This window comes from Paraburkholderia sp. GW821-FHT02A12, from assembly GCF_059422005.1.
The window spans coordinates 3,827,416-3,838,974 of sequence record NZ_JBWKWA010000001.1 but is presented as its reverse complement, the minus strand read 5'-3'; the positions used below and the strand labels follow the sequence as shown (position 1 = coordinate 3,838,974).

Here is an 11,559-nt window from a genome sequence, read left to right as displayed (position 1 = left end):
AACAACGGACAAGCAGTACGCAACAACACATAGCAACACACCGCATTACACGGAGACACATCATGGCAAGCCTGACTCTGCGCAATATCGCGAAGCGCTACGACGAAAATGAAGTGATGCGCGACATCAATCTCGACATCGCGGACGGCGAGTTCGTCGTGTTCGTGGGCCCGAGCGGTTGCGGTAAATCGACACTGATGCGGATGATCGCCGGCCTCGAAGACATCAGCGCCGGCGACCTGACCATCGACGGCACCCGCGTGAACGACGTGCCGCCCGCCAAGCGCGGCATCGCGATGGTGTTCCAGTCGTACGCGCTATATCCGCACATGACGCTGTACGACAACATGGCGTTCGGCCTGAAACTGGCGGGCACGAAGAAGCCCGAGATCGACGTGGCGGTGCGCAATGCGGCGAAGATCCTGCACATCGACCATCTGCTCGATCGCAAGCCGAAGCAGCTCTCGGGCGGTCAGCGCCAGCGCGTCGCGATCGGCCGCGCGATCACGCGCAAGCCGAAGGTGTTCCTGTTCGACGAACCGTTGTCGAATCTCGACGCCGCGCTGCGCGTGAAGATGCGCCTCGAATTCGCCCGTCTGCATGACGAATTGAAGACCACGATGATCTACGTGACGCACGATCAGGTCGAGGCGATGACGCTGGCCGACAAGATCGTCGTGCTGTCGGCGGGCAATGTCGAGCAGGTCGGCAGCCCGACGATGCTCTATCACGCGCCGGCCAACCGCTTCGTTGCGGGCTTCATCGGCTCGCCGAAAATGAACTTCATGGAAGGCGTGGTGCAGTCGGTGTCGCGCGACGGCGTCACGGTGCTCTACGAAACCGGCGAGACGCAGCGCGTCGCGGTGGAACCGTCCACCGTCAAGCAGGGCGACAAGGTGACGGTCGGGATTCGTCCGGAGCATCTGCATGTCGGCACGACCGAGGACGGCGTCTCGGCTCGCACGATGGCAGTCGAATCGCTCGGCGACGCGGCTTATCTGTACGCGGAATCGAGCGTCGCGCCGGATGGCCTGATCGCGCGGATTCCGCCGCTCGATCGCCAGTCGAAAGGCGCGGTGCAGAAACTCGGCGCAACGCCGGAGCATTGCCATCTGTTCGACAGCGATGGGAAGGCATTCCATCGCAAGATCGTCGAGGTGCTGGCCGCGTGACGCTTGGGCAAGCGGCGGGCCAAGCGGCGCGCGCGCCGCTTGGCTTTTTTCAACCACGCTCAGGATGACGGAAGGTTGGCCGGCTCGGCTCGATAGGCCGCGCCGGCCAGCGTCGTGCTCAGGCTGCTTCGAGCGCCGCCCGGGCGCACAGTTCGTCCGTCACGAGCCCCGACAGCCAGCCGCCTTTGAGCACCGCGATCACTGCTTCGCGCTTGCGCGCACCGCCGGCAAAGCCGATGGTCGGGCGCTTGGGCGGCGTGTCGAGCGCGATGCTGGTGACGCGCCGGCCGGTCGGCGATTCGACGTGCGCGCCGGCTGCGTCGATCGGCAAGCCGAGCATTTCGGCGACCGCGCCGTTCTGCATCAGCTCCTTCACTTCCGCCGACGTAATGAAGCCGTCTTCGTGCAGCGGACACTTCGGCCCGATATTGCCGATGCCGACAAACGCGACATCCGCCTGAGCCGAAAGCGATTCGACGATCCGGTACAGCCGGTGATTGCACCACTGCGCACGCTCCGCCTCACTATCGGCGAGCAACGGCGCCGGCAACAGGAAATGCTTGCCGCCGGTCTTCTCGGAAATGTGCAGCGCGACGTCGTAGCGGTTCGAGGAGCCGTCCGAGGCGATCGCCCCGACCATCGAGACCAACCGGTGCTGCGGACGCTCCAGCTGCGCGATCTGATCGACCGCGGCCTTCAGCGTACGGCCGCTGCTGACGGCGACCACCATCGGTTTGTCTTCGCCGAGATAGCGTTCCATGACCTGGGCGCCGGCCACCGCGAGTTTGCGGTCGACTTCCTCGGAAGTGTCGTTGTCGATCGGCACCACTTCGCACATGCTCAGGCCGTAGCGCTTCGACAACTGATCGGCGAGCGCGAGGCAATCGGCCAGTTGATGATCGACCCGCACGCGGATCAGATTCTTCTCCACCGCGAAGGCGACCAGCCGTTGCGCGACCGGACGCGATACCTGCAGCTTCTCGGCGATTTCGTTCTGGGTATTGCCGGCGACGTAGTAAAGCCACGCGGCGCGTGTGGCGAGGTCGAGTTTTTCTGTGGACTTGGGCACGGTGATGTTTCGCTTGAAGTGCGCCGATGATAGCAGCCGAGGTTCGCCTCGCCCCGCGGCGCGAACCCGGCTGCGGTTTGCCGGGTCAGGCGAGCGGCTGGCGCGCCGGCTCGAACAGCGGGCGCACGTGGCGGTAGAGCGCGCGATACGCTTCGAGGCGAGTACGCAGCTCGGCGTGCCGCTGCGGATTCGGCGTGAACTCCTTTTCGATCGGCGGTTTGGTCAGCACCTTGGCGGGGTCGCCGCCGGCCGCCAGCCAGCCAAGGCGAGCCGCGCCCAGCGCCGCGCCGGTTTCGCCGCCGCCGTGCTTGCGGGTGGCGGTGTCGAGCGCGTCGGCGAGCAGTTGCGCCCAGTAGTCGCTGCGGGCGCCGCCGCCGAGCAGCGACAGCGCTTTCGCCTCGGTGCCGGCGGCGCGCAATGCGTCGAGGCCGTCGGTCAGCGCGAGCGTCACGCCTTCGAGCACCGCATAGCCGAGCAACGCGCGGTCGGTCGCGTGAGTCATGCCGAAGAACACGCCCTGCGCATACGGGTCGTTGTGCGGCGTGCGTTCGCCGGACAGATACGGCAGGAACAGCGGCGCGGTGTTCAACGCAGCAGGCGCGAGCGCCTCGATCTCGGCGAGCAGCGTGGGCTCGTCGGTGGAGGTGAGCTTGCAGACCCAGCGCAGACAACTCGCCGCCGACAGCACCACGCTCATCTGATGCCAGCGATCCGGAATCGCGTGGCAGAACGCGTGCACCGCGGACGCCGGATTCGGTCTGAAACTATCGCCGACCACGCACAGCACGCCCGACGTGCCGAGCGACACGAAGCCGTCGCCCGGTTGCGTCGCGCCGATGCCGATCGCGCTGGTCGCATTGTCGCCGCCGCCGGCCGCGACGATCACGCCGTCGCTCAGGCCAAATTCACGCGCCACCTCGGGCAGCAGCGTGCCGGACGGCGCGCTGCCTTCGCACAGGCCCGGCATCTGCGCGCGCGTCATGCCGCAGGCGGCGAGCAGCGCATCGGACCAGTCGCGTTTGGCGACGTCGAGCCACAGCGTGCCGGCCGCGTCCGATGGATCGGACACCTTGCGGCCGGTCAGTTGCAGGCGCAGGTAATCCTTCGGCAGCAATACGCAGGCGGTTTGCGCGAAGATTTCCGGTTCATGGCGCGCGACCCACAGCAGCTTCGGCGCGGTGAAACCCGGCATCGCCAGATTGCCGGCGACGCGGTGCAGTTCCGGCGCGCGCTCGGTCAGCTCCGCGCATTCCCTGTCGCTGCGCATGTCGTTCCACAGGATCGCGGGCCGCAGCACGCGATCCTGTGCGTCGAGCAGCACGGCGCCGTGCATCTGCCCCGAGAGGCCGATACCGCGGATCTGCGCGAATTCGTCGGGATGCCGGGCGCGCAGGGCGGCCAACGCCGTACGCGTGCCGGCCCACCAGTCGGCGGGATTCTGTTCGGCCCAGCGCTGATGCGGGCGCGACACGGTAAACGGTGAGCCTGCAGTGCCGATCACGCGTCCATCGGAGGCGAGCAGCAGGACTTTCACCTCGGACGTGCCGAGGTCGATGCCAAGATACATGGGCGCGGAACCTTCGTCGTTAGGGATGCGCTACTTTAGCCGGACATGGTGCGCGGTGCCATGCGCGTTAAGCCTGGCGCCCTGGTTGGGCGCCTGAAGCCTGGCGTTTGCTCAACCACACGTCGACGCGCGCCAAGGCGCCCGCCAACGCGCTTTCCAGTTCAGGCGTCTGCGCCATGCTGCCCCACAGCAGCCGGTCTGCGGCGAAGGCCTGCAGCGGATCGGGCGCCGCGAAAAAGCCGCGCGCGACGCGTTCGTCCATCACGCCATCCTGATACGCGTACGGCAGCTTGCCGGCCTGCCAGCGGTCGAGAAAGCGGAAGAACAACGCCGGCAGCATCGCGGTCGCCGCCGGCGTGACGCCGCGCTCGAAGCATTCGGCGAGCGTCGGCGCGATGAAGCCTGGCAGCTTCGAAAAGCCGTCGGCCGCGACGCGCTGGTTGGTGTCCTGGATATAAGGATTGCTGAAGCGTTCGAGCACCACGTCGCGATAGCGTTCGAGATCGAGCGGACTCGGCGTGAGACACGGCATCACGTCTTCGGTCACGTAATCGAAGGCGAACCGGCGAATGTCCGGGTTCAGCGTGCCTTCGTGGATGTAGTTCAGCCCGACCAGCGTGCCCGCCCACGCGATGCAGCTATGCGTCGCGTTGAGAATGCGGATCTTCGCTTCCTCGTAAGGCAGCACGGAGTCGACCAGTTCCGCGCCGACTTTTTCCCACGCCGGACGGCCGGCAATGAACTGGTCTTCGATCACCCATTGAATGAATGCCTCGCCCATCACCGGGCATGCGTCGTCCACACCGGTGGCCGCCTTCACGCGTTCGCGCACGTCCGGGGTGGGGCGCGGCGTGATGCGATCGACCATCGAGCTGGGGCTCAGCGTGTTGTCGTCGAACCATTGCGCCAGGTCGTTCGCGCCGCGCCGTTCGAGAAACTCGCTCATGCCCGCGTGAAAACGCTCGCCGTTGCGACGCAGGTTGTCGCAGGTTTGCAGCGTGACCGGGCCGGCGCTGCGCTTCATGCGCGCGTCGAGAATGGCGGCGAGCGCGCCGTAGATCGTGGTGTGGCCGCCTTTCAGATCGGCGGCGAGATCGGCGTTGGCGGTGTCGAGTTCGTCGTGTTCGTTAAGGTAATAGCCGCCCTCGGTGACGGTGAACGCGATGATCTTGCAAGCCGGATCGGCGCCCGCTTCGATCAGCGCGTCGAGACTCGCGGACCACGGCACCACGCGCTCGATCGAACGAATCGTCTCGTATGCGCGTTCGCCCTGCGGCGTGACGGTCTCGAGCGTATAGACGCCTTTTTGCGCGGCGAGCGCGTCGAGCACGGCATTCATGTCGCTGCGAATATTGCCGACCGTCAGCGACCAGTGCGGCTCGCCGGGCGGCCGCATTTCGTTCAGTCGATGGAGATACCACGCCTGATGCGCGCGATGGAACGATCCCGCGCCGATGTGCAGGATCACGTGTGCGGCCGCGCCGCTGCCTTGTCCGCTGTTCATATGCGTCTCCTGAATGTCTTTCATCGCCCGGCTCGGAGCGTGCGTTTTTTCTAGGGTGGAGCATTTGCTCTGTATGTGAGCGAATGATCGTACCGGGCGAAACGAAAGTCAAGGCGACGCGCACGGCTTTTTCGTGGCGCAGCGCGGCGTGGCGGGGTTCCCGGCAGGGCTTGCGGCCTGGCGGCGCTTTGTGGGCAGCGTCTGAGCGAGGCTATTGCGTTGCATCAAATTTGACTTCGAGCTCGTCAGGACTAACCCGAATGCAAAAAAGTATCGGTCGGCGGTTTCATTTCTAGTGGTGGATTACGCGCTGGAAGCCTACTTTTCGCTAGACAGGACGAAGATCAGCGGCGCCCTCAGCGAGCCGCTTCATGGAGGAAGGAGGACGCGATGCAACCCGATCTCGAACTCGTTGCCGTACGCCGCGACGAATCGTTCAAAGTGTGGTCGCACGGCTATCCGTATCGCACGGTGCGCTGGCATTTTCATCCCGAGTACGAAATCCATCTGATCGTGGCGACGACCGGCAAGATGTTCGTCGGCGACCATATCAGCAGCTTCGCACCCGGCAATCTGGTGCTGATGGGCCCGAACCTGCCGCATAACTGGGTCAGCGACGTGCCGGAAGGCGAAACCATCGCGCAGCGCAATCTGGTGGTGCAATTCGGTCAGGCGTTCGTGTCGAACTGTCTCGAGAGTTTTCCGGAGTGGCGTCAGGTCGAAGCGCTGCTCGCCGACTCGCGCCGCGGCGTGTCGTTCGGCGCGCAAACGAGCGCGGCGATCCAGCCGTTGTTCCTCGAATTGCTGGCGGCGCGCGGGCTGCGCCGCCTCGTGCTGTTCATGTCGATGCTGGAAATACTGATGAACGCGGAAGACCGCGAGACGCTCGCGAGCCCCGCGTACCAGGCCGATCCGGCCCGCTTTGCGTCGACTCGCATCAATCACGTGCTGTCGTATATCGGCAAGAACCTCTCGGGCGAGTTGCGCGAGTCGGATCTGGCGCAACTCGCCGGGCAAAGCGTCAGTGCGTTTTCGCGCTACTTTCGCCGTCACACCGGGCTGCCGTTCGTGCAGTACGTGAACCGGATGCGCATCAACCTCGCTTGCCAGTTGCTGACCGACGACGCGTTGAGCGTCACCGATATCTGCTTCAAGGCGGGCTTTAACAACCTGTCGAATTTCAACCGGCAGTTCCTCGCGGTGAAGGGCATGGCGCCTTCGAAGTTTCGCCGCTATCAGCAACTGAACGACGCGAGCCGCGCCGCCTCCGAAGAAGCGGCGGCACGCGGCGCGGGCATCGACAACGCCCCCGCGATCGTGCTGGCGCCTGGGTTGCCGCGCGCCGTCGCCGCCGCTTATCCACCAACCTAGCTCTACGCAGCCCTGCTTAAGCGTTAAGCCCAAGCGTTTCACTTCACCCGCGTTTCAACACGCATCGCGCTGTCCAGGACAGCGCGAGGGACGTGCTCACTTTTAAATAACGGAGACAACCATGACGCAATTCACCTCGAAGCAGGCATCGTTGAAGACCTTCGCGACGCTCGCACTCGGCCTGTCGTTCATCGCCGCGCCGGCTGCGCAAGCCACGCCGCTGAAAATCGGCATGACGTTCCAGGAGCTCAATAACCCGTATTTCGTGACGATGCAAAAGGCGTTGAACGAAGCGGCGGGGACGATGGGCGCCACGGTGGTTGTCACCGACGCGCATCACGACGTCAGCAAACAGGTCAGCGACGTCGAAGACATGTTGCAAAAGAAGATCGACATTCTGCTCGTGAATCCGACCGACTCGACCGGCATTCAGTCGGCGGTGAGCTCGGCGAAGAAGGCGGGCGTGGTGGTGGTCGCCGTCGACGCGAACGCGAACGGTCCGGTCGATTCGTTTGTCGGCTCGAAGAATTTCGACGCGGGGCAGATGGCTTGCGAGTACCTCGCAAAGTCGCTTGGCGGCAGCGGCGAAGTGGCGATTCTCGACGGCATTCCGGTCGTGCCGATTCTCGAACGCGTGCGCGGCTGCAAGGCGGCGCTCGCGAAAGCGCCGGGCGTGAAGCTCGTCGATACGCAGAACGGCAAGCAGGAACGTGCGACGGCGCTGTCGGTCACCGAGAACATGATTCAGGCGCATCCGAATCTGAAGGGCGTGTTCAGCGTGAACGACGGCGGCTCGATGGGCGCGCTCTCGGCAATCGAATCGTCGGGCAAGGATATCAAGCTCACCAGTGTCGACGGCGCGCCGGAAGCGATTGCCGCGATCCAGAAACCGAATTCGAAGTTCATCGAAACCTCCGCGCAGTTCCCGGCTGACCAGGTGCGCATCGCGCTCGGCGTCGCGTTGGCGAAGAAGTGGGGCGCCAATGTGCCGAAAGCGATTCCGGTCGACGTGAAGATGGTCGACAAGAGCAACGCCAAGGGCTTCAGCTGGTAAGCCGAATGCGGGTTGCCGTGCTCTTTCGTCAAAGCACGGCAGCTCGCGGCAGAGGAGGACCCAATGGACACGATACTCAAGCTCGACAACATCACCAAAAGCTTTCCCGGCGTGAAGGCGCTGCAAGGCATTCATCTCGAGATCGCGCGCGGCGAGATTCACGCATTGCTCGGCGAAAACGGCGCGGGCAAGTCGACGCTGATGAAAATCCTGTGCGGCATCTATCAGCCGGATGAAGGCACGATCACGATCGAAGGCGAAGCCCGCCACTTCACGAACTATCACGATGCGGTCGCCGCGGGCGTCGGCATCGTGTTTCAGGAGTTCAGCCTGATTCCGTATCTGAACGCCGTGGAGAACATGTTTCTCGGCCGCGAGTTGAAGAACGGCCTGGGTCTGCTCGAACGCGGCAAGATGCGGCGCGCAGCGGCGGAGATTTTCGAGCGGCTCGGCGTGGCGATCGATCTGGCGGTGCCGATTCGCGAGTTGTCGGTCGCGCAGCAGCAGTTCGTCGAAATCGGCAAGGCGTTGTCGCTGCAAGCGCGCATTCTGATTCTCGACGAACCGACCGCAACGCTCACCCCCGCGGAAGCGGAGCATCTGTTCGCGATCATGCGCGACCTGAAGAAGCAGGGCGTCGCGATGATTTTCATCTCGCATCACCTCGAAGAAATTTTCGAAGTGTGCGACCGCATTACGGTGTTGCGCGATGGCCAATACGTCGGCATGACCGAGGTCGCGCAATCCGATGTGAGCCGCCTGGTCGAGATGATGGTGGGGCGCCGCATCGAAAGCAGCTTTCCGCCGAAGCCGCCGTTGCGCGCCGACGCGAACATCGTGCTCGAAGTCGGCAAGCTGCAATTGCGTAAAGACAGCCCGGTGCTGAGCTTTACGCTGCGTGAAGGCGAGATTCTCGGCTTCGCCGGACTGGTCGGTTCGGGCCGCACGGAGACCGCGCTGGCCGTGATCGGCGCGGACCCGGCTTACGTGAAGGAGATCCGCATCAACGGCACGGCCGCGAAGCTGGCCGATCCCGCCGACGCGTTGCGGGCCGGCGTCGGCATCCTGCCCGAAAGCCGCAAGACCGAAGGCCTGATCACCGGTTTCTCGATCAGGCAGAACATCTCGATCAACAACCTCGGCAAATATCGTTCGCTGCGTTTCTTCATCGACCAGCGCAGCGAAGCACGCGCGACCGCGGACATCATGAAGCGCGTCGGCGTGAAGGCGCCGACGATGCATACCGAGGTCGCAACGCTGTCAGGCGGCAATCAGCAGAAGGTGGTGATCGCGCGCTGGCTGAATCACCACACCCACATCCTGATCTTCGACGAACCGACGCGCGGCATCGACGTCGGCGCCAAAGCCGAAATCTATCTGCTGATGCGCGAACTCACCGCGCGCGGCTACTCGATCATCATGATCTCGTCCGAACTGCCGGAGATCGTCGGCATGTGCGACCGCGTCGCCGTGTTCCGGCAAGGCCGCATCGAAGCGCTGCTCGAAGGCGGCGAGATCGACTCGAACGCCGTGATGACCTATGCAACAGCCGGCACCCGTGGAGCGACACATGAACACGCCTAATCCTTTTTCTTCGCCGAAAACGCCGACCGTCAGCGGCGACGCTCCGAAGGAAGTCCCCCGCCCCGAGGGAAGTCCCCCGCCCCGAAGGAAGTCCGCTTTGGGGATTGGGGGATTGGGGGACACGCCGGGGGCGCCGATGCGCGTCATGTGGGCCGCGTTGAAACGCTCGACGCTGTTCTACCCGTTCATCGGTTTGCTGGTGGTCTGTCTCGTCATGGTGTTCGCGAGCGACAGCTTTTTGTCCGGCGCGAATCTGGAGAACGTGCTGCGCCAGGTGTCGATCAACGCGATCATCGCCGTCGGCATGACGTGCGTGATTCTGACCGGCGGCATCGATCTGTCGGTCGGATCGGTGATGGCTCTCGCGGGCACGCTCGCGGCCGGCTTGATGGTCGCCGGGATGAATGCCGCGGCTGCGCTGGCGGCAGGTGTCGCGGTGGGTTTGGGCTTCGGCGCGGCGAACGGTTTCTTCGTCGCCTACGCCGGCATGCCGCCGATCATCGTCACACTCGCGACGATGGGGATCGCGCGCGGTCTCGCGCTGATCTACACGGGCGGCTATCCGATCGACGGTTTGCCGGATTGGGTCAGCTTCTTCGGCAGCGGCAAGATTTTCGGCATCCAGGCGCCGGTGGTGATCATGGTGGTGATCTATGCGATTGCGTGGGTGTTGCTCGAACGCATGCCGTTCGGCCGTTACGTGTACGCGATCGGCGGCAATGAGCAGGCCACGCGTCTGTCCGGTGTGCGGGTGGCGCGCGTGAAGCTGATGGTCTACACGCTCGCCGGATTGACGTCCGCCTTCGCCGCGATCGTGCTGACCGCGCGCCTGATGAGCGGCCAGCCGAACGCGGGCGTCGGCTTCGAACTCGACGCCATCGCCGCGGTGGTGATGGGCGGCACGTCGATCTCCGGCGGGCGCGGCTCGATCATCGGCACCTTGATCGGCGCGCTGTTGCTCGGCGTGCTGAACAACGGGCTGAACATGGTCGGCGTGAATCCTTATGTGCAGAACGTGATCAAGGGCGGAATCATCTTGCTCGCGATTTACATCAGCCGCGACCGCAGAAAGTAACTCTCCACTGACTTCCCTTCTTAAGCAGGACCATGCAATGACGAACCACTACGACTCGCAAACCGACAAGCAGAACATGACAGCCATCGTCTGTCACGCGCCGAAAGACTATCGCGTCGAGCAGGTAACCCGGCCCCGTGCGCGAACCCATGAACTCGTGATCCGCATCGCCGCGTGTGGAATTTGCGCAAGCGATTGCAAATGCCATTCGGGCGCGAAGATGTTCTGGGGCGGCCCAAGTCCGTGGGTCAAAGCGCCGGTGATTCCCGGCCACGAGTTCTTCGGTTTCGTCGAGGAAATCGGCGAGGGCGCGGCCGAACACTTCGGCGTACAAACCGGCGACCGCGTGATCGCCGAACAGATCGTGCCATGCGGCAAGTGCCGCTATTGCAAATCCGGTCAGTACTGGATGTGCGAGGTGCACAACATCTTCGGCTTCCAGCGCGAAGTGGCGGACGGCGGCATGGCCGAATACATGCGCATTCCGCCCACCGCGATCGTCCACAAGATCCCCGACGGCATTTCGCTCGAAGACGCCGCGATCATCGAGCCGCTGGCGTGCGCCATTCACACGGTGAATCGCGGCGACTTGCAACTCGACGACGTAGTGGTGATCGCGGGCGCCGGACCGCTCGGTCTGATGATGACGCAAGTCGCGCATCTGAAGACGCCGAAGAAACTGGTGGTGATCGACCTGGTTGAAGAGCGTCTTGCGCTCGCGCGCGAATACGGCGCCGACGTGACGATCGATCCGAAGCGGGACGACGCGCTGGCCATCGTCCGATCGCTGACTGACGGCTACGGTTGCGACGTCTACATCGAAACGACCGGTGCGCCGATCGGCGTCAACCAGGGCATGGACATGATTCGCAAGCTCGGGCGTTTCGTCGAGTTTTCCGTGTTCGGCGCAGAGACCACACTGGATTGGTCGGTGATCGGCGATCGCAAGGAACTCGACGTGCGCGGCGCGCATCTCGGCCCATACTGCTATCCGATCGCCATCGATCTGCTGGCGCGCGGACTCGTCACGTCGAAAGGGATTGTCACGCACGGCTTTTCGCTGGAAGAATGGGACGAGGCGATCAAGGTCGCCAACTCGCTCGACTCGATCAAGGTATTGATGAAGCCGCGTGCCTGAACGCTCGGAATAAGCGGCACTTAAC

General features: G+C 64.0%; 9 protein-coding genes. 6 read left to right on the top strand and 3 right to left on the bottom strand.

From position 1 onward, the window contains the following. Positions 1–62: 62 nt before the first annotated feature. Positions 63–1,172 (top strand): ABC transporter ATP-binding protein, encoded by a 1,110-nt coding sequence (locus AC07WT_RS17580; protein WP_494947926.1) that lies wholly within the window; start codon positions 63–65, stop codon positions 1,170–1,172. A gap of 118 nt (positions 1,173–1,290) precedes the next feature. Here the strand turns inward: AC07WT_RS17580 and AC07WT_RS17575 are convergent, their stop codons facing one another. From AC07WT_RS17575 to dalD, 3 genes are all read right to left on the bottom strand, one after another. Further along, complete coding sequence (locus AC07WT_RS17575) at positions 1,291–2,241, bottom strand: sugar-binding transcriptional regulator (protein ID WP_494947925.1); 951 nt, start codon at positions 2,239–2,241, stop codon at positions 1,291–1,293. 85 nt (positions 2,242–2,326) lie between these two features. After that, the gene (gene xylB / locus AC07WT_RS17570) at positions 2,327–3,808 is read right to left on the bottom strand and encodes a xylulokinase (protein ID WP_494947924.1); all 1,482 of its coding nucleotides are present in this window, start codon (positions 3,806–3,808) and stop codon (positions 2,327–2,329) included. A 67-nt stretch (positions 3,809–3,875) separates the two neighbouring features. Beyond that, entirely contained in the window at positions 3,876–5,312 is a 1,437-nt protein-coding gene (gene dalD / locus AC07WT_RS17565) for a D-arabinitol 4-dehydrogenase (protein WP_494947923.1), read from the bottom strand. A gap of 390 nt (positions 5,313–5,702) precedes the next feature. Between dalD and AC07WT_RS17560 the strand changes: the two genes are divergently transcribed. The 5 genes from AC07WT_RS17560 to AC07WT_RS17540 all read left to right on the top strand — a co-directional run bounded on the left by AC07WT_RS17560 (position 5,703) and on the right by AC07WT_RS17540 (position 11,534). Then, positions 5,703–6,683, top strand: a complete 981-nt coding sequence (locus AC07WT_RS17560) for an AraC family transcriptional regulator (RefSeq protein ID WP_494947922.1) — start codon at positions 5,703–5,705, stop codon at positions 6,681–6,683. Positions 6,684–6,804: 121 nt separating this feature from the next. Then, entirely contained in the window at positions 6,805–7,737 is a 933-nt protein-coding gene (locus AC07WT_RS17555; RefSeq protein ID WP_492590458.1) for an ABC transporter substrate-binding protein, read from the top strand. A 63-nt stretch (positions 7,738–7,800) separates the two neighbouring features. After that, positions 7,801–9,321 carry a sugar ABC transporter ATP-binding protein gene (locus AC07WT_RS17550; protein ID WP_494947921.1) on the top strand — a complete coding sequence of 507 codons (1,521 nt, stop codon included), beginning with the start codon at positions 7,801–7,803 and terminating at the stop codon, positions 9,319–9,321. After that, positions 9,308–10,396, top strand: a complete 1,089-nt coding sequence (locus AC07WT_RS17545; RefSeq protein ID WP_494947920.1) for an ABC transporter permease — start codon at positions 9,308–9,310, stop codon at positions 10,394–10,396. Before AC07WT_RS17550 ends, AC07WT_RS17545 begins: the two co-directional genes overlap by 14 nt. 37 nt (positions 10,397–10,433) lie before the next feature. Next, complete coding sequence (locus AC07WT_RS17540) at positions 10,434–11,534, top strand: alcohol dehydrogenase catalytic domain-containing protein (protein ID WP_494947919.1); 1,101 nt, start codon at positions 10,434–10,436, stop codon at positions 11,532–11,534. Positions 11,535–11,559 lie beyond the last annotated feature (25 nt).

Coding starts and splice junctions, on each gene's coding strand:
- AC07WT_RS17550 (WP_494947921.1), top strand. CDS start 7,801: ATGGACACGATACTCAAGCTCGACAACATCACCAAAAGCTTTCCCGGC.
- AC07WT_RS17560 (WP_494947922.1), top strand. CDS start 5,703: ATGCAACCCGATCTCGAACTCGTTGCCGTACGCCGCGACGAATCGTTC.
- dalD (WP_494947923.1), bottom strand. CDS start 5,312: ATGAACAGCGGACAAGGCAGCGGCGCGGCCGCACACGTGATCCTGCAC.
- AC07WT_RS17540 (WP_494947919.1), top strand. CDS start 10,434: ATGACGAACCACTACGACTCGCAAACCGACAAGCAGAACATGACAGCC.
- AC07WT_RS17580 (WP_494947926.1), top strand. CDS start 63: ATGGCAAGCCTGACTCTGCGCAATATCGCGAAGCGCTACGACGAAAAT.
- AC07WT_RS17555 (WP_492590458.1), top strand. CDS start 6,805: ATGACGCAATTCACCTCGAAGCAGGCATCGTTGAAGACCTTCGCGACG.
- xylB (WP_494947924.1), bottom strand. CDS start 3,808: ATGTATCTTGGCATCGACCTCGGCACGTCCGAGGTGAAAGTCCTGCTG.
- AC07WT_RS17545 (WP_494947920.1), top strand. CDS start 9,308: ATGAACACGCCTAATCCTTTTTCTTCGCCGAAAACGCCGACCGTCAGC.